Source organism: Gardnerella sp. DNF00753 (assembly GCF_049244275.1).
GTDB classification, from domain to species: domain Bacteria; phylum Actinomycetota; class Actinomycetes; order Actinomycetales; family Bifidobacteriaceae; genus Bifidobacterium; species Bifidobacterium greenwoodii.
Genome location: NZ_CP058393.1, coordinates 262,316 through 283,583, shown reverse-complemented (window position 1 = coordinate 283,583; position 21,268 = coordinate 262,316). Strand labels below are relative to the sequence as shown.

The following is a 21,268-nucleotide window of genomic DNA, read 5'->3' as shown; positions in this document are numbered from 1 at the left end:
TATTTTTTTACCTTACTCTGCTTTTAATAGCCTCTTTTATAAACGGAAGCATTACTTCCGACAATCCTTGACCTGTAGGAGACGCAAAAAATGGAACTCCTTGCAATGTTCCAGCAGCACCTTTTGCTTCTACAACATTTAGATTATCGTCAAGTTTTTCAAGTTCCGTTTCAGGAATTTCCGGAATACTTTCATCTGCAAAAATATAAGCACGACGAGAAGCACTAAGAGCAACCGCAAAGTCACGCGATAATTTACGTCGAAAATTGTCTACAGTATCCCGCTTATGAAGCTGACGAATGCCAACAGCGAGCACTCGGCCAGGATGCTGACGAATAATATTCGCATAAGTGCTTGGATCTTTTTGGCCGTCGTCACCAATAAGCACAAAACGCATACCTGGAAAATCATCCATAAGCTGGGTGGCAAACTCCAACTTATGCTGCGGACCGTTTGGAATAAAAGTCTTAGGACGCGGATCTAAATCGCGGAGCAAAAGAGGGCCTTCAGGAAACTTTTCGCGCTCAATAAAGTGACGAATTGAAGCCTCAACATTCCAAGGAGAAGTAGAAAGATAGAAAAATGGAATATCGTTACGCAAATCAGACAGCGACTGGAAAAACTCCGACATTCCAGCAACAGGCGAACGATGCGCCGGATTCATAATAAGCAGATTGTACGCGGCACGAATTGGAGAAGGCGCTTGAGTGACCATAATAGTGTCGTCAACGTCGGAAATAATTCCGATTGGCACGTTGTCATCAATAGCAAACAAGCTTGCTTTAACCGGCTCACGATTTTCAAGCGTGTAAGAAACAACATGACGACCCGGCAAAAGCGCGCGTTCTGTAATCAAATCCAAGTAGCCTGCACGATCAGAAATACAATATTCAGCACTACCACCACGAGCCTCTTCCGGCTTGTCATAAACTTCAGAATCACCAACTTGCGCGGTTTCTACAGGAATATTGTCTATTGATAGCGCAACACGAACACGAACGGCTGGAATCACAAGCATTGCGTAAATACCGCGCTTTAACACTGAACGGTGTCCGCGCTTTGGAGCATACACTGTGCGGCAAATTAAGCGAGCATAGCGATGCGTTCCATAGCCAATATACGGCTCTACGCTTGGATACCACCCTGACCGGCGAGCAATGCGAGAGGCAAATCGCATCCATATTCCAACACAAGACGTAATAACACGTCTTACTACGCGCACAAACCAAGGTTTATTGCTGATTTTTTCGTCTTCAGACGGTGCGTCAAAAAGTGTAGCTGTAACGTGTACAGGAATTGGGGTGCTGCTAATTCGACGAGATGACGAAGGTGCTGCCGGTTTTAACAGCGCTTCCAGTTTCGATTGCACAGCCGGTTTTAACAGCGCTTCCGTTTTTTGCGCAACAGCATGCTTTGAGGGCGCTGCAGAAGTAGCTACATTCTCATCGAATGAGCTAGTTTCATCCTCAGAACCTTCATCATACATGCTCATACGCTCATTTCTCGCGCACAGGACCATCCGGAGTAGTTCCTACAATCTGAACAATCGTGCCGCGCGGGCAATTCTCATAAATCCAGCGCGCATCCTGCTCGTACATGTTGATGCATCCGTGAGAACCGTGATTTGCAGCATCGCCAGTAGCAATACCATCATAATTCCAAGAAGCAGTGTGGAATCCTTCTCCAGCGTGATAATAGCTAACCCAGCGCACATTAGGCGAGAAGTAAGAAGAACCATCGCCATTTCTACCGCGCATATCTTGAGAAGCGTAACGCAAGTAAATGAAGAACGTGCCAGGAGTTGAATCATCCGCGCCAGTCCTACCGGTGCAAACAGGGAAAGTCTTCACAAGCTCGTCGTTTTTATAAACAGACGCAGTCTGAGTTGACTTATCAACAACAATGCGCATTTCCACAAGCTTTTTCTCAACCGTAAACTTAGTGATTTTCGCAGGAAGGGTCAGCTTAAAATCATTTCCCTTACGCAAAGCATCAACTGCTTTTTCTGCAGCTGATTTTGCATAAGTGATTTCAACACCATTAGAACCCTTCATGGTTGTGAAAATAAACTTTCCGTCTTTATTGATTGCGTCTTCCTGATTAACTTTCTGCTGATTAAGCTCTTTAGGAAGCGCCTGAGACAAGAAATCGTCTGCTTTATCTGTATCAATAGTGTAGGAAAGCTTACGACGCGTAGTATCAGCTTTTACAGTAATCCAAGAAGCAAGAACTGTTTTAGGAACAGTAAAATCTTTTCCGTCGCCGTTATTAAACGTAATTTTTTTCGACAGCAACTTATTTAATTCGTCAACAAGTTTCTGTGCAGCATCGCGCTTAATAGGAGCTTGCGTTTTGCGAGAAGTAACTGAAACTTTTAAGCTTTTACCAGGATGAGCCAGTATTTTTTTCACCGCTTCGCGCACGGACAAAGTTTCAATAGTGCGTCCAGGAATACCATCTTCTACAACATAAGACTCGGAATTCTTGTCGAATTTTGCGCTGTAAGGAACGGCACGATCACGCTCGCGAACAAACCTAGTAAGCACATACGAATCCATTGCAGAATGGTCAACCTTAGCTTGCAAACTAACAGACTGCTGAATCCAAGGCATAATGCGAGTGAATAAATTATCATGCTTAGCTTGCATAATTGCTCGCACAGTATTTGGCTGATTGATTTTTACACCAAGCTCACCTAAATCTGCAGTAATACTGTTTCCACGGTCGTCCTTAATAACCAAAGAAGAAGCATCCACGGCATCACTTACAACGCGCTTTACGGAATCCTCCTTATAACCCGTAAGATTACGAGCAACAGAAACATCGCCAAAATTAACGCCTGGAGATACGCGATCGTGGAAATACCACTGTAGGGCAAAGAATGCTACAGCTATCAAAATAACAAAAACTAAAAGAGAATAAAGCAATGCGAGCGCAGAACGATTGCCGTGATTAGCTGAGCCTGCTTTCGCTCCGTTAGCACCACGACCGCCTCGATTGCCACCTTTACCATTTCTGCTGCCGCCATTTTCGGACTCAGATTGAGAATCAGGCGTTACAGCCTTAAAAGTGTCTGTTGCTGTAGAATCAGCAGAATTGTTAATAAGTATTTCTTGTACAGAAAGACCGCTGTCGAAAGAATCCTGATCTTCGTACTCGTCTGCAACTTCACCAAGATTTTCGGCAAGAGTTTTTCCATCATTATCGGCAGATTGATTATCTACCTGATTCTGCTCGACTTGCGCAAAAGCAACTGTATCGTCGCTTGCGTCATCAGGCGTATGACCCGGCATTTGATTGAAGGAATTTTCGCCTTCAGGATTGTGCTGCATATCAGTCATATTAATAACCTCTGCTCAATAATTGTACGCAAAAACACGCTTGTACAGTTTATCACTAGCGACGCACGAAATTACAGATTTCTCTGCAAACGCTGCACTGCAGACAATAAAGCAACCAAGGCAGAAGCAACCTCATACGGATGCTCAGTAGCGCTGAAATGTCCACAATCTTCAATCTCAACAAAATCTACGTGCGAGGAAGATTTCATTGCGTCAGCCATTGGACGCATAATTTCAGGCGCACTAGATGGATCCAAAGTGCCGCTAATAACCAAAGCTGGAGCTGTAATCAAAGGCAGCTGGTCTTCCATATCTGGACGGCAGGCTGCCATGCGCTGACGCCATGCCAAACCTTCAGGCTTCTGATCATGAATCCAATTTTCAAAAGTATGAATAAACTCAGGCGACTGTTTAACCGTAGAATCTTTTTCGGTTGCGTGAGCAAAATGCATAACAGGTTCAACCGTTTGGTCGCGCTCGCAAACATCTGCAATTTCAAGACGCTTAGCGCGTGCTTGAGGAGCGTCAACGCAGGCCCGAGTATCACATAAAGCAATGCCGGCAACAGCTTTAGGAAGAAGACGCTGAACGTCCAAAGCCACATAGCCGCCCATAGAAAGACCAACCCATACAGCGCGCTTAAAGCCCAAATCGTTAATAAGCTTTACATAAGATGCGCTAAGAGCGTCGAGAGCGTGAGCGTAATCAGCCTCGTTAAACTCAGAGCTTTCGGCTTTTGGAGTCTCGCTCAAGCCGGCACCAACCATATCCGGAGCAAAAATAGGAACGTCATGCTTTAACAAGCCGGATTCAAGAGCGGCATCAATTTGTGCGTTCAAAGAATCTGCACAAGCATCCCACATGCGGTGATCAACCGGAAAACCGTGGATTAAAACGATTGGAACAATATTGGAATTGTTTGAATCGTCAGAATTTTTTACATCTCTATAAACCGTATTGTGCAACTGAAAAAGTGAGCAATCCTTAAAAGAATCGCACTTATTATTTGCGTTATTAAAAGCTTCACACATAGTGCCTAATAATAGTCTTAGCCAATAACACAAATGTGTAAAAAACGTAAATATTCACAGTATTAAGCAAAATTTATCGTATCAATAGAAATAATGTGCAAGAATAGGGGGTATGCCAATTATGCCTATTCAAGCAACCATTGCACTTATGGTGATTGTTTTTGCGCTAGTTATTGCGCCATTCGTCATCATGATTGTTACGCGCGCCATGAAACGGCATCATTTAGCGAAAAAACTCGCAAAACGACACGGCGACTCCGTGCATTACGCGTTTATTTTAAATCCTTCAAAGCCGCAGGCAGAATCTTACCGCGAAAGTATTCAAAATTATTGCAACGAGCACAAGCTAACTTACGAAATAATCGACACGCAGCTAGATAAAGACGGACGCGAGTGCGCTTTAGATGCACTTTCCAACGGAGCTAACGTTGTTGTGGCAGTTGGCGGAGACGGCACAGTTAGAACAGTTGCGAGCGCAGTAAGCGGCAAAGGGCATGCGATGGGAATTATTCCTATTGGCACCGGAAATCTTTTTGCAAGAAACATGGGCATACCTGTAAACGATGTGGAAGCTGCGTTGCGCGTGGCTACTTCGCACGGGTCCAGGCAGGTTGATGTTGGACGCGTAACAATTCTGGACAATCCAAACGAAGACCACGGCCACGCGTTTTTGATTATTGCTGGAATTGGCTTCGATGCGCTTATGATTGACGACACCGACCCGAAGCTAAAGAAAAATATTAGTTGGCTTGCTTATTTTGTGGCCGGAGTTAAACATTTGTTTATGCCGAAGTATCGCGCAACCGTAACTTTGCAAAGATCAAACGGCGACGAAAGCGTGCTAAAAGGACTCACCTTCCGAACACTTATGGCAGGAAATTGCGGGCAAATTCCTATGTTCTCGCTAATGCCAGAAGCAGCTTACGACGACGGCGTACTCGACTTTGAAATTATTGACACTTCGGGCGGATTGATTGGCTGGGCTAATTTATTCCGCGGAGTAGTACACCAAACCGTAACCGGGCACGCGCTACAGCAGGAGTCACTTTCAGCCGGCTCAAGAATTGACCAGACGCAAGGATTTAGTGCGGAAGTGCAGTTGGAAAAAGCGGCGCCAGTGCAGGTGGACGGCGACATTTTGGGTTACACAAAACATTTGCGATTCACTGTTGACAAACAAGCACTGTGCGTGCGCGTGCCAGCAAGCGTAAAAACCAGCGTTGCTGTGAGTGAATAATATAAAATACAAGCGCCGTGGCAAAATAAAAAATTATGGTAGCAAAAAATGCGGGAATGCCCGCCACCCCAGAAGATCTAGTCGACGTCGACGCTTTGGTTGGCGCCTACTATGATGAAGTTCCAAATTCCAATATTCCAGAACAACGCGTGATTTTCGGCACGTCCGGTCACCGTGGTTCCGCTTTAAAAACTTCGTTTAACGAAGCTCATATTGTGGCAATCACCCAAGCCATCGCCGAATATCGCAAGAAAGCTGGCGTAACCGGCCCACTTTACATCGGCCGTGACACGCACGCACTTTCCGAGCCTGCTCAAAAAACCGCAATCGAAGTTTTGGTTGCTAACGGCGTTCACGTTCGCGTGGACTCTCGCGGCGACTTCGTGCCAACGCCTGTTGTATCCCAAGCTATTTTGACGCATAATCGCGCAGCCGACGGCACTCAGCGTTTTAGCGGCGACGGCTTGGCTGATGGCATCGTCGTCACTCCTTCACACAACCCACCAACCGACGGCGGTTTTAAGTACGATCCTGTAACCGGCGGCCCTGCCCCAGCAGACGTAACTAACGCAATCGCAGCTCGCGCAAACGAATTGCTCGACAACTACAAGTCAGTAAAGCGCGTTCCATTCGAGGAAGCAATCAAGTCTGACTTAGTAGAAGGCTTCGATTACCGCGAACATTACGTAAGCGACTTGGCAAACGTAATCGACTTCGACGTGATTCGCTCCAGCGGCGTGCGCTTGGGAATCGACCCACTCGGCGGCGCAAGCGTAAATTACTGGCCACTTATGAACGAAAAGTACGGCCTGAACATTGGCGTTGTGCGCCCAGAAGTTGATCCAACTTGGCGATTCATGACGATCGATCACGACGGCAAGATTCGTATGGATCCAAGCTCCCCTTACGCAATGAAGGGCTTAGTTGACCAGCTTAACGCCGGCGCTTGGGATAAGTACGATTTGGTTGGCGGCACCGATCCAGATGCTGACCGCCACGGTATTGTGTGCCCAAACTGGGGCGTTATGAACCCGAACCACTACATTGCAGTGTGCGTGGAGTACTTGTTCGGCGGCGCTCGCCCAGATTGGCCAAAGAACACGGCAATCGGCAAGACGCTTGTGTCTTCTTCCTTGATTGACCGCGTGGCTGCTTCTATTAACGCAAAGCTCGTGGAAGTACCAGTTGGCTTCAAGTGGTTCGTTGACCCACTCTTTAGCGGCGAAGTTGCTTTCGGCGGCGAAGAAAGCTCCGGAATGAGCTTCTTGCGCAAGGATGGTCGCGTTTGGACTACCGATAAGGACGGCCTTATTCCAGACTTGCTCGCAGCTGAAATTACTGCAAAGACTGGCAAGAACCCAGCTCAGCTTCACCAGGATCAGGTTGCTCGCTTTGGCGAAAGCTGGTATAAGCGCGTTGATACCCCAACCACGCTTGAACAGAAGCAGAAGTTCGCAGCTTTGAGCGGCGACGATGTTGAAGCAACCAAGCTTGCTGGCGAAGATATTACCGCAAAGCTTACGGAAGCTCCTGGAAACGGCGCAAAGATTGGCGGCTTGAAGGTGACTACCAAGAACAACTGGTTCGCTGCTCGCCCATCTGGTACCGAAAACATTTACAAGGTTTACGCAGAATCCTTCGTTTCTCCAGAAGCACTTGACAAAGTGCTTGAAGAAGCCACTGCCGTAGTCGACAAGGCTTTAGCATAGTCTGCAAGACTTTGCGTAACGTAATAATCTTGCGTAAATAAAAAATACACTAATTGCGCTGGTTGCAATTTGCAGCCGGCGCATTTTTGAAAGGTTTGCCATGATAGTTGTTTCTACAGACGGTTCCGCATTAGGAAATCCGAATGGTTCAATGGGTTGGGCATGGGCAGATCACAGCTTCGAGGCTGGTAGCACTAGCGAGCACCATCACACTGGTAACGCGGACGCTGGGGGCGCAACTAATGGCACGAATCAAATCGGCGAATTATGCGCTGTTTTGGAAGCTTTGCGAGCGCACCCAGGAAGCGAGCCGCTCACAATCGAAACTGATTCACAATACGCAATCAACTGCTCAACTACGTGGATTCACGGCTGGAAAAAGAACGGTTGGAAGAATTCCAAAAACGAGCCTGTTAAAAACGCGAATTTGATTCGCGCAATTGACGCGGAACTTACTAAGCGCGAAGGTGCTGTAAAATTTGTGTGGGTTAAAGGGCATGCTGGAAACGCTGGAAACGAAAAAGTTGATACATTAGCGCGCACATACGCAGAAGATTGCCGAAGCGGCGTGAAAAGCGGATACTTGCCTTTAGAAGGCTGGAAGTCGCTACTTTCTTCACCATACGCAAGTGGAACTGACGTTCCGCAAGACGCAAAAGCGCTAATGGAAAATAAGATTTCTTGCGAGGAATACCATATTGGGCGCGCAGTTGGAGAAGACACAAACCCAGATTTCGTAAAAAATAGCAACGATTGCGACGAAGCAAAAACTCAAGACGCGTCTAAAATTGCCGAAAATATGCAAGATTCTACGCAAAAATCAAACGAAGCATGTGAAACAAACGAGGCGCACGAGTCAGAAGTAAATCCCGAAAATAAGCCCGAAAACAATCCCGAAAACAAGGCGCAAATAAAGCCGCAGCCAGTTAAAGGATTAAGCGTTTCTGGCGTGCTGCAGTTTACTCCTCCACCAAACACAAGCCCAACTTTTAACGGCGAGCCGCGTTTTATTTCCGGCACAATTAACGTAAGCGGATACGTTGAACCAGATGGAACCCTACACTTTGCTCCAACCGCCTTCTACCTTTCATAGGTTATTTTTTAATGTGGCGCTCCAAACGCGCGCAACTTTCTCCGCATTTGGAGGGCTATTCGTTGCGTAACGCTCCAAACGCGAGGAATCTATCTCGCATTTGGAGGGTTTCTGTGTATCTGGCGCTCCAAACGTAGTAGATCGCTCGCGCGGCCTAGGCGCGCTCGCTACTGAGCTTGCGTTGAAAGCACACCGTGCTTTCAACTTGAGCAAGCTCACGCTCCGAGTTGCTTTCGCGCGTTACACTTTGAGCGCGAAAGCAGGTCGTCGCGCCCACATTTGGAGCGTGCGAGCGTCCTTCGCTCAGTTCAAAAAATCTGCACGCAGACTAATATGGAAATGTACGAAAATGAGGCACGCATAAAAGCGCAACAGCATAAAGCGTAAAACGCCTCTCCCGCAAATGCGATGGAAGTTCATCGACGAACTCGGGAATAACAAAACATAAGAAAGCAGGAATAATGGATAAAGCACAACAAGACGCGCTTAAAAAAGCAGCCGGCATTGAAGCCGCAAAGATTGTGAAAAATGGCATGATGGTTGGCCTCGGCACCGGCTCCACCGTGCGCTTTTTGGTAGATGAGCTTGGCCGCAGAGTTAAAGAAGAAGGCTTGAGCTTCACGGGAGTCACCACTTCACGCCGTACTCAAGAGCAGGCAGAAGGCTACGGCATTAAAATTCTCGACATTAACGAAGTAGACCACATTGACGTTACAATCGACGGCTCCGACGAAGTCGATAAGAACTTCAACGGCATTAAAGGCGGCGGCGCGGCACTTCTTTGGGAAAAGATTGTGGCCATTAACTCAGACCGCATTGTGTGGATTGTGGACGCAAGCAAGGTAGTTGACACAATTGGCAAGTTCCCACTTCCAGTTGAGGTGATTCCGTTTGGTTCCGCACAGGTGATTCGTAAGTTCGAAAAGCGCGGATATAAGCCGGTTTTGCGTCTTGATGCGGACGGCAAGGAAGTGCGCACCGACGAGAACAACTTCGTGGTTGATTTGCACATGGAGCGCATTGAGCATCCTCAGGAGTTGGCTAAGGATTTGATTGAAACCGTCGGCGTCGTAGAACACGGCTTGTTCTTGAACATGGTTGACACCCCTAACGGCCCTCGCACACTTACAAACCCAAATAAGTAACGAAACTAAGCGCAAAGTAGAGTCCGCAATGCGGGCTCTACTTTTTTGTATATAAAAAAGCGCCGGGAAAAACCGACGCTTTATAAAAAGTATTTACGTGCCTAAACGTTCAGACACGCATCAACGCATAAGCATAATTACTTGCGCTGGTGACGAGTCTTACGCAGCAGTTTGCGGTGCTTCTTCTTGCTCATCCGCTTGCGGCGCTTCTTGATGACAGAACCCATCTGAAGCCTCCATTCCTATCTAAAGTGTGCAACTTGCCTAATGTTACACCGTTTTGACGACTTTGGACAGTACCGTCACAAAGAACAGTGCTTTTTGAAGAAATTTACATTGGGAAGCTGTGGTAAAAACGCTCTACAGACTGCTTCGAACCAGTTACCTCAAAAACAGCAGTGTCGTTTTGCCATAATGCGCTCGCCTGAGTTTTATCATTCTCATCAACGCGAAGAACGTAGCTTCCAACCGTTTTACCAGCAACTTGAATCTTACCGCTTGCAACGTCCGAACCCTTAAGACCGTCGAGCAATGCTTCGTATTGCTTATTTGCAGAATCACGATTCGACCATTGCGCAACAGTTAGCGAAACCTCACCATCGCTCTGACCTGTTGAATACTTTACGCTATATTCTTCCAAAGGCGACGATTCAGTCCAAGTTGCGCTAGGAATTGCGTCAACTCGCGCAAAATCAAGAACACTATCCGGCATAGACTTCAACAAAGCTGTTGAAGAAACCGGCAAAGCTTTAGCCGGTATAGATGGTGTTTTTGGCACAGCAACATGATTTTTATTTGCAGAATTATCGTGATTAAGCGCCCAACCCGGCCACACGAAAGCTGAAAGAAACGCTAAAATAACCACTACTGCTGCAGACGTAACTACAACTAATAACTTGTGATGTGTTGATCCATTAGCATTTGAAACATTCATATCCGACATACTTGCATTATCTCACAGCACGATGACGCGTAAGTCTGTAACGCTGCTTTTTTGAGGCTTTATAAAGCACAGCGCGTCATTGTCGCTAAAGACATATAGCGTCTAAATATGGCTAGTAAATCTCCCCTGCACTATTTATGCTCCGAATGCGGATGGAGCGGGTCAAAATGGTATGGACGCTGCCCGGAATGTGGCGAATGGGGCACAGTAAACGAGTTTAAAGAAGCGCGCGTTAGCGGGCTTTCAAAAACTACTCGCGCCTCGAGGATGACGCGCTCTGGAAATGGTAGAAATACGGCAGCAAACGCAGGATACTTGTCAGCAAACTCAGCAAACTCAGCAAACGCAATAAACTCATCAATATCAGCTCAACCGATGAGCGAAATTGAAGCCGACGATGCACTTCGTATTCACACAGGCTTTGGCGAATTTGATCGAGTTTTAGGCGGCGGTCTTGTGCCGGGTTCAGTAACTCTTATTGCAGGTGAGCCTGGAATCGGAAAATCAACTCTTCTTTTAGAAGCTGCGTCAAATATTGCAAAACAGGCGAAATTAAATGGAACTCCTCCTGTTTTATACATTTCCGGCGAAGAGTCAGCTGCCCAAGTAAAGTTACGCGCATCTAGAATTAACGCTGTAAACGACTACTTGCTTCTTGCAACAACCGGAGACTTAGACACTGTTCTTGATCTTATTGAAGCTCACAGGCCAACGCTTGCTATTGTCGATTCTGCGCAAACAATCGTTGCTCGAGACGTTGAAGGCATTACCGGCGGCTCCACTCAGGTGCGCGAAGTTGCGAGCGCGCTTATTGATGTTGCTAAAACGAATAATATTCCAGTTATGCTGGTTGGTCATGTTACTAAAGACGGCTCTATTGCAGGCCCTCGCACTCTTGAGCATTTAGTTGATACAGTCTGCCAGTTTGAGGGAGATTCGCAGACGGCTTTGCGCATGCTTAGGGCTGTTAAGAATCGTTTTGGGCCAACTGACGAAGTTGGCTGCTTCGATATGAGCGGAGAAGGAATTGAGGAAGTGCCAGATCCTTCCGGACTGTTTTTGTCTTCTACAGAAAACGATAATCAAGATAAAAATGCGCAAGATGGCACAAACGACGGAACTTGCGTCACTTTTACGCTGGAAGGACACAGAAGCCTGCCAATTGAAATACAGGCGCTTGTAACGCAATCTGCACTCCCAACTCCTCGTCGCGCAGTTTCTGGGGTTGATGCAAACCGTATTGCAATGCTTACGGCTGTTTTGTATCGTCATGGAAGAGTTAATTTACTTGCAAAAGATTTGTATGTTTCTACGATTGCCGGCGCGCTTGCAAAAGAGCCTTCGTGCGATGTTGCAATTGTTGCTGCTTTGGCAAGCGCCGCAAGCGGAAAAGCTGTAGCTAAAAAAACGTGCGCAATTGGCGAAATAAGCTTAACTGGTCAAGTGCGTCCTGTTCCTAGAATGGAGCCGCGCTTGCGCGAAGCAGCCAGAATAGGATACAAGCGCGCTGTTGTGTGCCCGCTTCGAAAGAAAATTAATATTCCAGGATTGCAGATTGTTGAAGTGCGCAACGTTCGAGATGCATTGCAAGCGCTTGGGCTGTAAAGGATGTAAGACAAGTTAAGTAAACTTAGTCTTCAGCCTCAGCGTCAGTAATTGCACGCACCTCTTCAACATTGGCTTTAAGCATATTTTTTAGCTCATCAACAGAATCGAAAGCCTGCTGTGGGCGCAAGAAGCTAGCAAACTCAATGCAAACGCGGTGTCCGTACAAATCCTTCCAATCGTCGAACAATCCGTAAGCTTCAACTGTGCGTTCAGCTTCGTCCTCACCATCTTTATTAAACGTTGGCTTTGTGCCGATTGAAATCGCAGCTGGCCAACGCCATGGAGAATGTACGCCTAAATGAAGCTCATCTCGGCGCAAAACGCTAACATCCGGCACAGTGCTCTTTGTTGGGCGCATTTCATTCTTATTATCTGAATCTAAATCAACAACCCAACCAGCGTATACGCCGTCAACTGGAATATATCCTTCAATTTTTTCGCCAAGATTCACTGTTGGGAAACCAATCTCACGACCGCGCTCATCTCCATGAACCACTGTTCCTTCAACGCGATGCGGTTGATCCAAAATTTCGCGAGCCGCCTTAACACGCCCAGTTGCAAGCATCCAGCGAACATTCGTAGAGCTCCAAGCACGCACCTTCTTATTCGGCATACTCTTACTCCAAGCGCGATATTCCGCCTTATTCATGCCTTCAGCAGGATCTTCCGGCTCTCCAGAACCCTTAGGAACTTCGCGCACAATAGGATCTGGCACGCGAACATCCTCTGGACCTAAATCTTCTACCTCAATAAGCTCAAAAACGCCCGTTGCTTTAGATAATTCGCGAATAGCTTGAATATTTCCAGCCCTACGAGCACCAAGAGCAGCGTCAGAACCAAGAACCAAAGCTCGCATACCAAGCTTTCCTACGAGCTGACCTAAGAAGAAACGGTACGATTTTGCAGCAAAAGCAAGGCTGTAACGCACAATAACAACGTGATCAACATCTAGCTCAGAAAGCACGCGCAAGCGTTGACGAACGCTGGTAAGCGCATCCGAATCTTCCGGAAGATCCGTGTTGCAATCTCCAAAATCGTCGTATAAATCAGGGTTTGCATGTACTACACTTGGGCGCGGATCGAACATAATAACAACAGAAAACGCGCCGTGACGGTGCGCAAGTTCCACAGTGCGGCGAACAACCTCACGATGCCCCTTGTGCATACCGTCGAACACACCAATTGTAACAACTGCTTTACGCTCTGCACTTAGCGTTGGCCAATTAATCATGCCGTTGGCATCTGGTCGAATGTCGATGACCTTCATGATATCCTTACTATCCGCGTTGAAGCTTTACGTACGCAATACGTCTTGCGTAATTCCTTATTTTCAATCCTTAATACAGTTTACCAGTCTTCTGGCTTGCCGGAAATACCACAATTGGTTTGATTTGATTAGTTTTGCTATTTTTTGCTTGCTCAACTACAGCAACTACGTCATTTTGCTCATTGTTTGAGGATTTAACGTAGGCTATTGCAGGATATTGTTGAGAATTTTCTTCTGATTCAAAACTAAGCCAGCGTCCAAAACGCAAGTCTTTTGCTTGAGTTTCGTCAATTTGTAGCATTGGTAAAGTATGCTCGGCTGCTTCAAACATGTTTAAGCAGGTTTTAGGAAGACAAATATCGGCGTCAAAATCTTCTTTCGGCACAGCTTTTGAACGTTTTTGCAAAACACCTTCCCTATCGGTAAATTCGCGAGTTTCCGTGCGAAGTTTAAGAACGCGAGGATCTGTTACTGAAAAATCGCCGATGCTTGTGCGTCTAAGCGAAATCAAATGTCCACCAACGCCAAGAAGACGGCCTAAATCGCGCGCTAAAGCACGAATATACGTGCCACTACTGCAAGAAACAGTTGCAGTAATATCGCATACTTTTCTTCCGCTTTTGCCGCGCAAAATACAAGGATTAGCAACATAAAAATCGCTAATAGTTACTTCGCGAGACGGAATTTCTACAGTTTTTCCTTCGCGAGCTAAATCGTATGCTCGCTGACCGTTAATTTTAATTGCAGAAAAAGCGGTTGGAGCTTGCATAATTTTGCCAGTTAAGTTTTCTTTAATAACTTGCTTAATGCGCTCAAAAGCTTGGTTCATGAGCTCACTATTACAAGAATCGCTTTCAAGAAGAAGCTTCAAAAGCAAATCGTCTGCAGCTTTAGTAACAACTCCCGGACCTAATTGCAGATTGTTTTGTTGCAAAATCTCACCGTCTGCATCATCTGTAGTCGTAGACTCACCCAAGCGAATTACCGCCTCGTAGGTTTTGTTGTGACCTAGCATGTAGTTGAGCAAGCGCGTTGCGTTACCAAAACCTACGATTAGCAAACCTGTTGCCATAGGATCTAGCGTTCCTGCGTGACCTACACGTTTTGTGTGCAAAAGGTGACGAGCGCAGGCTACAACGTCGTGACTTGTAACTCCCTGCGGCTTGTCTACAAGTAAAATGCCGGAAGATGGTGTGAATTGCGTCATATGCAAATTAAGATTTTTTCGCGCTATTCTGCAGATTCTGAAGATTCTGCAGGTTCTGAAGATTCTGCAGATTCGTCATCTTCAAAATCGTCGTCAGACTCATCTTCAAAATCGTCATCAGACTCATCATCTTCATGCGGCTTCTTATACGGATCAGATTCGCCAGCATACTTAGCGTTTTCGCGCATTTTAGCTAACTCTTCGTCACGATGACGAGCAGCAACCAAAATATCCTCAATTTCGTGCGCTTCCGTAGGCACTTCGTCGTAAACGAACTGCAATTGCGGAGTTAAACGCAAGCCAGCTTTTGCACCAACCAAAGAGCGCAAACGTCCGTGAGCCTGCTGCAAAGCCTGGGCTGCACGCTGACGCTCACCCTGCTCTTTTCCAGCATGACCAAGCTGAGTCCAATAAACTTTTGCAATTTGCAAATCGTTAGTAACTCTAACTTCCGTAATAGTTACACTAGCAAGACGCTTATCGTGCAACTGCGACTCCATATTAGAGGCGATTACGCGCTGAATTAACGCTGCAATACGTGCAGCTCTAGGATTTGTTCCTGCCATATTACTTGCGCTCAATCTGCTTCATTTCAAAGGTTTCGATTACGTCGCCAAGCTCAATGTCGTTGAAGCTTCCAAGGTTAATACCTGCTTCATAACCTTCGCTAACGGACTGCACGTCATCCTTAAACCTACGCAAGCTGGAGATTTCCAGGTCGTTGACTGTAGCAACGCCGTCGCGCAAAATACGGCACTTCGTACCGCGCTTGACTTCGCCGTCTTGAACCATAACACCAGCAATATTGCCAAACTTGGAAGAACGGAAGATTTCGCGAATTTCGGAATGCGAAGTAACAACTTCTTCGAATTCCGGCTTAAGCATACCCTTCAAAGCAGCTTCAATATCTTCAATTGCCTTGTAAATAACAGAGTAGTACTTAACTTCCACGCCTTCGCGATCTGCCAAATCAGCAACCTGACGGTTTGGACGCACGTTGAAGCCAATAATCACAGCCTTGTCAACAGTTGCCAAGTTCACATCGTTCTGAGTAATTGCACCAACACCGCGGTGAATAACCTGAATTCCAACTTCTTCAGAAACCTCAATCTTCATCAAGGAATCTTCCAAAGCTTCCACGGAACCGGAGGAATCACCCTTAATAACAATGTTCAGCATATCAACTTCAGACTTAGCGAACTGTTCCTTAAGGCTTTCAAGAGACACAACCTTGCGGCGCTTAGCAAGCTGAGCTGCACGCTCTGTAGCTGCACGCTTCTCCGCAATCTGACGAGCAGAACGGTCGTCCGAAGTAACCAAGAACAGGTCACCTGCGGTTGGAACAGAAGTCAAACCAAGCACCTGAACAGGAGTGGAAGGAGCTGCATCCTGCAGGTGATTTCCGTTTTCGTCGAGCATAGCGCGAACACGTCCGTAAGAAGTGCCTGCAACAATAGAATCGCCAACGTGAAGAGTACCCTGCTGCACCAAAACAGTAGCAACAGCACCGCGACCCTTGTCGAGTCGAGCCTCAATAGTTGCGCCGCGAGCGTCCATATTTGGATTTGCTTTAGGATCAAGCTCAGCGTCTGCAGTAAGAAGCACAGCTTCAAGAAGCTTATTAACGTTAGTGCCCTGCTTTGCGGAAATATCCACAAACATGGTGTCGCCACCGTACTCTTCAGCAACTAAACCGTATTCCGTAAGCTGACCGCGAACCTTGTCTGGGTTAGCACCTTCAACATCGATCTTGTTCACAGCCACAACAATTGGCACGTGAGCCGCTTGAGCGTGGTTAATAGCTTCAACAGTCTGAGGCATAACACCGTCGTCTGCTGCAACAACAAGAATAGCAACGTCAGTAAGCTCAGCACCACGAGCACGCATAGCAGTAAACGCTTCGTGACCTGGAGTATCGAGGAATGTAATCTTACGAGGCTTACCCTCAAGATTTACAGTTACCTGATAAGCACCGATTCGCTGCGTAATACCGCCAGCTTCGCGATCGATAACATTCGACTTACGGATAGTGTCAAGCAAACGAGTTTTACCGTGATCAACGTGACCCATAACGGTAACAACAGGTGGACGAGATTGCAAATCGTCATCTTCCTGCAACTCTTCTTCGTCCAAATCAATATCGAATTGCTGCAAAAGCTCTTTATCTTCTTCTTCAGCAGAAACAATATTGATATTCCAGCCGATTTCTTCACCCAAAATTTGGAATGTCGACTCATCCAAAGACTGTGTAGCTGTTGCCATTTCTCCCAAGTGGAAGAGCACAGTTACCAAAGCTGCTGGATTGACATCAATTTTTTCTGCCAAGTCAGAAAGAGTTGCACCCTGACGCAGACGAATAGTAGCGCCGTTACCAGAAGGAATGCGCACGCCACCAATAACTGGTGCTTTAAGCTCTTCGTATTCACGACGCTTAGCTAAACGATTCTTGCGAGCCTTAGAAGACTTGCCTCCCTGACGGCCGAATGCGCCTGCAGCGCCTGCTCTACCGCGACCGCCGCCGCGAGATGGACCACCGTTTGGAGCACCAGCAGCCGCAGCCTGGAAAGTTGCAGCTTGATTTGCATTAAAGCGCGATTCTGCAGACGGCCTGCTATTTGAAGAGCCAGCGCCATTAGATGCGCCACCGCGACGCTGACCTGACCACTGAGAACGCCCAGCTCCTTGGTTAGAGCGAGCGCCGCGAGAACGATTTCCGCCACGTTCACCGCGCGCACCATTTGCGTTACCAGCTCCACCCTGGCCTGGACGGCCACCGCGGCCATCTTTAGCGCCTGGACGAGACATCGGGTGAGGACGAGGAATATCTCCAGGGGTAGGAGAATGCATGCCCTGCTTACGACTAAACGGATTATTACCAGGACGAGGGGTTGCATTACCTGCTCCTTGAGCACCCTGATGCGGGCGCGGACGAGGAGGCATCTGCGCATGATTCTCGCGATTCTCACGGTTTTCACCACGACGCTCTGCATTCTTTGATTCGCCAGAAGAAGATGGACGAGGATTATGATTTGCGCGAGAGTGATTTGCTTCAGACTTTGGTGAGGCCTTAGAAGCTGCAGAACGTTCGGATTGCTCCGAATTTTGATTACCTGCAGCACGTTTTTGAGATTCAGCCTGAGACTTAGCTTTTGGCGCAGAAGGTTTTGCAGCACCAGAAGGTTTCACAGACTGATTTGCAGCTTGATTTGCAGCTTGCTTTGAAGCTGTAGTTGCAGCAGGATTTGCAGCAGCCTTAGCAGGCTTGCTACCTGACTTGTTGCCTGCTTGATTTCCTTCAGCTGCCAGCGCCGCCTGCAAACGACGCACTACTGGAGCCTCAACTGTTGAAGAAGCGGACTTAACAAATTCGCCCATGCCCTTCAAACGCTCCAACACGGTTTTACTGTCTACACCAAATTCTTTGGCCAGTTCATACACGCGCTTTTTAACCACTCAGTGTTCTCCTCTGTCTGTGGCAGCGCTAGCACACGCGGCCACTTTACATTATTGCGAGCTTATTATTTATTATCGTGCGATATATCATCGTGCGACCATGATCTTGTACCTCGTCTTGTGCAGGACGATGCTACTGCTTTTTCGCCCAGATTCCAGCTTTCAGCATACTCGAAACGTTGGATTGGTGCGAGTGTCGCCACTACTAAAGATTATGCGTTTTGACCTTGAGCTGCAGCAACTTTCTTATCATGCTCTTCTTGAGACTCAATGCCAATCTTCCAACCAGTCAGCTTTGCAGCCAAACGAGCATTCTGACCTTCCTTGCCAATAGCAAGAGAAAGCTGAGCATCATGAATAAACGCAACTGCAGTCTGATTTTTTTCGCTAACTACCTGCACCTGCGTAACAGTTGCTGGAGAAAGCGCGGCGGCAACAAACTTCGCTGGGTCATCCGACCAATCGACAATATCAATCTTTTCCTGACCCAAATTTTCCATTACCGCACGCACCCTAGAGCCTCCAGGACCAATCAAAGCTCCCTTTGGATTAACGCCCTCAGAGTTAGCGCGTACAGCAATCTTCGTGCGAGCTCCAGCCTCTCGAGCAATCGCCATAATCGAAACAGCGCCAGAAACAAGCTCTGGAACCTCACGCTCAAAAAGACGACGAACAAGCTCAGGATGCGACCTAGAAACCACAATTTCTGGTCCGCGAAGACCACGCGCAACATTTACAACATATACGCGAATACGCTCACCATGGCGGTAACGTTCACCTGGAACCTGCTCACGGCGAGGCAAAATCGCTTCAACATCCCCAACAGCAACGTGAATATTAGTAGTATCTTTGGCATCTTGCTGAATAATTCCGTTAATCAGCTTGCCTTTCTGGCCAGAAAAAGCACCAAATACGCGATCATCTTCAGCCTTACGGAAGATTTGGCTAATAACTTGGCGGGCTGTTGCCGCAGCAAGACGACCAAAATCGCGAGGAGTATCGTCGTACTCTTCTCCCAGCGTTGGAGCCGGATACGGGTTATCTTCAGTAGGCTTACCAGGAATTTCATCCCTAGCCCACACAGTGAACGAACCTGCACGTTCATCCAGTTCAACTCGCACATGCTTTGCAGGATGAGCGGTTTTCATATACGCAAGACGCAAGGCCTCGGCGAGCGCCTCGTCCAGCTCCTCGGCATTAATCCCCTGCTGTGCCGCAAGCTGATGCATTCCCGCCAAATCCAATTCCATCGCGCACGTCCTCTCGTTATAACGCATTCATTTATGATTATTATTTTTGCAACCGTTTTGCCTTCTGATATAGCATTTATAATCAGATTTGCTTTAAGTCGCAGACAAGCCAACACCTTACTGAATTAATACAGTCGATATTGGTCACAGTCAGTGGCTATTTTAGTAGATTATGCAGACACTTTATGTTTTGTTAAAAGCCGTGCGTACTAACGCAAAGCGCAGCATAAAAATTGCGCTTAAGATTTTCGTTTGTGCTTTATTGACACCTACGCTAGTTTTTACTCTAGCATCTTGCGGCACATTGCAAAACATTCACGTAGATCATACTGTAAAATCTAATTCTGGCGAAAATATTTGCGCAAAAGCCTACCGTTTAGCGCAAAAAAATCAACAATTTATTGAAAATAACGTAAATAATGTATCTACTTCAGACTTGGAATCTTACGCAAAAGAATGGGAAACTGTAGCACAACAATGCCCAGGAAGATTAAGCGAAAGTATTGTTTATAGCGCTAAAGCAAAATGGGAAATATTATCTAAAGAATCTGGAAACAATAAGTCAAAAATCGCCGAAGAGATTGCTGGCACAAGCGATGAGGAAAATGCTTACGCAAGCACAGAAAACCAAGAAAACCCAGAATCTTCAATAACTCATCAACTAGAGCGTAATGCTTATATACAATTTACAAAAACAGTAAAGCATTACAACAATTTTCAATGGACACATCACCCTTTGGCCAGCGCAGCAGCTGCAGAAGATCAGCTAGCGTTTATACTACAAACTTTAGCCGCAAAAAAAGTTCCAGGACTGCCGTTGGAATATAGCGATATGGCATCAACAAATGCTCAAACTTTTATGAACGCATCCGGAAAAGGCGATGATTTGCGCAAAAAAATATATGAGATTCCATCCGACGCTCTTGAAAGTGGAAAAGCGCAAGATAAGGCAAGCGGAAAAGATTTGCCGATTGCAGCCATAGCTTATATGGATTGCGCACGAACTGAACTTACTGCTTTTAATCAAATAATAGTTATTGAAGAAAATAAAACTAAAAGCGCGTCAAAAAACAATCGCGACGAAACAAGCTACGAATACTCTGCTGTTCAAGCGCATAAGGCTTTTAAAGATGCTGTAATAAAGCTGATTACTTCCAGATTATTGCGCGCCTACGCTCTAGGCTACCCAACAGAGACAAATTTGGTTTTGAAATAGTATAATTTGGTATGGTCTCCAATAGAGGTATAACTAATGTCGTTACTACATTATTTAAAACGTACACTGTCTAATCGCTTATCAGAGCAAGCTAAAAAACGTATTCGTAAATATATTACTGTTTTTATTGTTTCGTATATGATTTTACTTTTGTTATCATATATACTTCTTGAACATGAGGAATCAGTTTGTGAATATGCTGTAGTAAATGCAAATTCCACTGCATCTGTTGTTGAAGATATAGAAGAATCTAAATCATTGCAAAAATACGTTAAATTAGTTAGAAAGAGAAAAACACCTAATTTTGATGAAAAAAATACTTGTCCAAGAAGTATTTTTATTTGGGATGTAATTGGACGATGGCTATATCTTCGTAGATATACCAATGAATTGCAGATATCTACTATGGACGACTTAGATTGGATCAGTTCCGTATTAGAGAAAGAATCACAAGCAAATGAAAATAAAGTTTATTAAACTAAATGTCATATAATCTAAAAATGCAGCAACACAAACCTAACACACTACGCTAACACACTAGCCTGCCCTGCCCTCGTCAATCGAGACGAAGGCAGACCTCGCTTTCACTGAAAGTGCACTGCACTTTCAGTTTTGAGAAAGCTCGGCAAATAAAAAAGCCTAAAGCAATTTACATGCTTTAGGCTTGGTTAATTCGCGGATGAAGCGAGATTCGAACTCGCGGAGGATTTTACCCTCACACGCTTTCGAGGCGTGCTCCTTAGACCGCTCGGACATTCATCCACTTGC

Annotated in this window: 17 protein-coding genes and 1 tRNA gene; 7 read left to right on the top strand and 11 right to left on the bottom strand. The window is 46.3% G+C overall.

Going from position 1 to position 21,268, the window contains the following annotated elements:
• Window positions 1–7: 7 nt before the first annotated feature.
• The 3 genes from HXT33_RS01325 to HXT33_RS01315 form a co-directional block, all read right to left on the bottom strand.
• The gene (locus HXT33_RS01325) at window positions 8–1,486 is read right to left on the bottom strand and encodes an App1 family protein (RefSeq protein ID WP_421787634.1); all 1,479 of its coding nucleotides are present in this window, start codon (window positions 1,484–1,486) and stop codon (window positions 8–10) included.
• 10 nt (window positions 1,487–1,496) lie between these two features.
• The gene (locus tag HXT33_RS01320) at window positions 1,497–3,341 is read right to left on the bottom strand and encodes a L,D-transpeptidase (protein WP_421787218.1); all 1,845 of its coding nucleotides are present in this window, start codon (window positions 3,339–3,341) and stop codon (window positions 1,497–1,499) included.
• A 71-nt stretch (window positions 3,342–3,412) separates the two neighbouring features.
• Window positions 3,413–4,372 (bottom strand): alpha/beta fold hydrolase, encoded by a 960-nt coding sequence (locus HXT33_RS01315; protein WP_421787216.1) that lies wholly within the window; start codon window positions 4,370–4,372, stop codon window positions 3,413–3,415.
• A 112-nt stretch (window positions 4,373–4,484) separates the two neighbouring features.
• Here HXT33_RS01315 and HXT33_RS01310 point away from each other — a divergent pair, with 112 nt between their 5' ends.
• From HXT33_RS01310 to rpiA, 4 genes are all read left to right on the top strand, one after another.
• The gene (locus tag HXT33_RS01310) at window positions 4,485–5,609 is read left to right on the top strand and encodes a diacylglycerol/lipid kinase family protein (RefSeq protein ID WP_004134348.1); all 1,125 of its coding nucleotides are present in this window, start codon (window positions 4,485–4,487) and stop codon (window positions 5,607–5,609) included.
• A gap of 35 nt (window positions 5,610–5,644) precedes the next feature.
• Window positions 5,645–7,318, top strand: a complete 1,674-nt coding sequence (gene pgm / locus HXT33_RS01305; protein WP_004134346.1) for a phosphoglucomutase (alpha-D-glucose-1,6-bisphosphate-dependent) — start codon at window positions 5,645–5,647, stop codon at window positions 7,316–7,318.
• A 100-nt stretch (window positions 7,319–7,418) separates the two neighbouring features.
• Window positions 7,419–8,411, top strand: coding sequence for a ribonuclease H family protein (locus tag HXT33_RS01300; RefSeq protein ID WP_421787214.1), 993 nt, complete (start codon window positions 7,419–7,421; stop codon window positions 8,409–8,411).
• Between the two features lie 461 nt (window positions 8,412–8,872).
• Window positions 8,873–9,556 (top strand): ribose-5-phosphate isomerase RpiA, encoded by a 684-nt coding sequence (gene rpiA / locus HXT33_RS01295; protein WP_421787211.1) that lies wholly within the window; start codon window positions 8,873–8,875, stop codon window positions 9,554–9,556.
• A 137-nt stretch (window positions 9,557–9,693) separates the two neighbouring features.
• Here rpiA and HXT33_RS01290 read toward each other — a convergent pair whose 3' ends face one another.
• Window positions 9,694–9,783 (bottom strand): 30S ribosomal protein bS22, encoded by a 90-nt coding sequence (locus HXT33_RS01290; RefSeq protein ID WP_004268639.1) that lies wholly within the window; start codon window positions 9,781–9,783, stop codon window positions 9,694–9,696.
• A gap of 104 nt (window positions 9,784–9,887) precedes the next feature.
• On the bottom strand, window positions 9,888–10,490 hold the full coding sequence (locus tag HXT33_RS01285; RefSeq protein WP_374043018.1) for a hypothetical protein: 603 nt from the start codon (window positions 10,488–10,490) through the stop codon (window positions 9,888–9,890).
• Between the two features lie 117 nt (window positions 10,491–10,607).
• Here HXT33_RS01285 and radA point away from each other — a divergent pair, with 117 nt between their 5' ends.
• Entirely contained in the window at window positions 10,608–12,104 is a 1,497-nt protein-coding gene (gene radA, locus HXT33_RS01280; protein ID WP_421787209.1) for a DNA repair protein RadA, read from the top strand.
• Between the two features lie 25 nt (window positions 12,105–12,129).
• On the opposite strand, the gene ribF is transcribed toward radA, so the two are convergent.
• The 5 genes from ribF to nusA all read right to left on the bottom strand — a co-directional run bounded on the left by ribF (window position 12,130) and on the right by nusA (window position 19,284).
• Complete coding sequence (gene ribF / locus HXT33_RS01275; protein ID WP_004128996.1) at window positions 12,130–13,374, bottom strand: bifunctional riboflavin kinase/FMN adenylyltransferase; 1,245 nt, start codon at window positions 13,372–13,374, stop codon at window positions 12,130–12,132.
• Between the two features lie 70 nt (window positions 13,375–13,444).
• Window positions 13,445–14,581, bottom strand: a complete 1,137-nt coding sequence (locus tag HXT33_RS01270) for a tRNA pseudouridine synthase B (protein WP_421787207.1) — start codon at window positions 14,579–14,581, stop codon at window positions 13,445–13,447.
• A 23-nt stretch (window positions 14,582–14,604) separates the two neighbouring features.
• A complete protein-coding gene (rbfA, locus tag HXT33_RS01265) occupies window positions 14,605–15,147 on the bottom strand; it encodes a 30S ribosome-binding factor RbfA (protein ID WP_421787205.1) in 543 nt (180 codons plus the stop codon).
• Between the two features lies 1 nt (window position 15,148).
• Complete coding sequence (gene infB, locus HXT33_RS01260; protein WP_421787632.1) at window positions 15,149–17,956, bottom strand: translation initiation factor IF-2; 2,808 nt, start codon at window positions 17,954–17,956, stop codon at window positions 15,149–15,151.
• 290 nt (window positions 17,957–18,246) lie between these two features.
• Window positions 18,247–19,284 (bottom strand): transcription termination factor NusA, encoded by a 1,038-nt coding sequence (gene nusA, locus HXT33_RS01255; RefSeq protein WP_004135703.1) that lies wholly within the window; start codon window positions 19,282–19,284, stop codon window positions 18,247–18,249.
• Between the two features lie 172 nt (window positions 19,285–19,456).
• Between nusA and HXT33_RS01250 the strand changes: the two genes are divergently transcribed.
• Window positions 19,457–20,500: a hypothetical protein gene (locus tag HXT33_RS01250; RefSeq protein ID WP_421787203.1), complete on the top strand. Its 1,044-nt coding sequence runs from the start codon at window positions 19,457–19,459 to the stop codon at window positions 20,498–20,500.
• Between the two features lie 36 nt (window positions 20,501–20,536).
• Entirely contained in the window at window positions 20,537–20,977 is a 441-nt protein-coding gene (locus tag HXT33_RS01245; RefSeq protein WP_421787201.1) for a hypothetical protein, read from the top strand.
• A gap of 199 nt (window positions 20,978–21,176) precedes the next feature.
• Here the strand turns inward: HXT33_RS01245 and HXT33_RS01240 are convergent.
• A tRNA-Ser gene (locus HXT33_RS01240) sits at window positions 21,177–21,262 on the bottom strand.
• Window positions 21,263–21,268: the final 6 nt, after the last annotated feature.

Coding starts and splice junctions, on each gene's coding strand:
- HXT33_RS01325 (WP_421787634.1), bottom strand. CDS start 1,486: ATGTATGATGAAGGTTCTGAGGATGAAACTAGCTCATTCGATGAGAAT.
- HXT33_RS01320 (WP_421787218.1), bottom strand. CDS start 3,341: ATGACTGATATGCAGCACAATCCTGAAGGCGAAAATTCCTTCAATCAA.
- HXT33_RS01315 (WP_421787216.1), bottom strand. CDS start 4,372: ATGTGTGAAGCTTTTAATAACGCAAATAATAAGTGCGATTCTTTTAAG.
- HXT33_RS01310 (WP_004134348.1), top strand. CDS start 4,485: ATGCCAATTATGCCTATTCAAGCAACCATTGCACTTATGGTGATTGTT.
- pgm (WP_004134346.1), top strand. CDS start 5,645: ATGGTAGCAAAAAATGCGGGAATGCCCGCCACCCCAGAAGATCTAGTC.
- HXT33_RS01300 (WP_421787214.1), top strand. CDS start 7,419: ATGATAGTTGTTTCTACAGACGGTTCCGCATTAGGAAATCCGAATGGT.
- rpiA (WP_421787211.1), top strand. CDS start 8,873: ATGGATAAAGCACAACAAGACGCGCTTAAAAAAGCAGCCGGCATTGAA.
- HXT33_RS01290 (WP_004268639.1), bottom strand. CDS start 9,783: ATGGGTTCTGTCATCAAGAAGCGCCGCAAGCGGATGAGCAAGAAGAAG.
- HXT33_RS01285 (WP_374043018.1), bottom strand. CDS start 10,490: ATGAATGTTTCAAATGCTAATGGATCAACACATCACAAGTTATTAGTT.
- radA (WP_421787209.1), top strand. CDS start 10,608: ATGGCTAGTAAATCTCCCCTGCACTATTTATGCTCCGAATGCGGATGG.
- ribF (WP_004128996.1), bottom strand. CDS start 13,374: ATGAAGGTCATCGACATTCGACCAGATGCCAACGGCATGATTAATTGG.
- HXT33_RS01270 (WP_421787207.1), bottom strand. CDS start 14,581: ATGACGCAATTCACACCATCTTCCGGCATTTTACTTGTAGACAAGCCG.
- rbfA (WP_421787205.1), bottom strand. CDS start 15,147: ATGGCAGGAACAAATCCTAGAGCTGCACGTATTGCAGCGTTAATTCAG.
- infB (WP_421787632.1), bottom strand. CDS start 17,956: ATGGGCGAATTTGTTAAGTCCGCTTCTTCAACAGTTGAGGCTCCAGTA.
- nusA (WP_004135703.1), bottom strand. CDS start 19,284: ATGGAATTGGATTTGGCGGGAATGCATCAGCTTGCGGCACAGCAGGGG.
- HXT33_RS01250 (WP_421787203.1), top strand. CDS start 19,457: ATGCAGACACTTTATGTTTTGTTAAAAGCCGTGCGTACTAACGCAAAG.
- HXT33_RS01245 (WP_421787201.1), top strand. CDS start 20,537: ATGTCGTTACTACATTATTTAAAACGTACACTGTCTAATCGCTTATCA.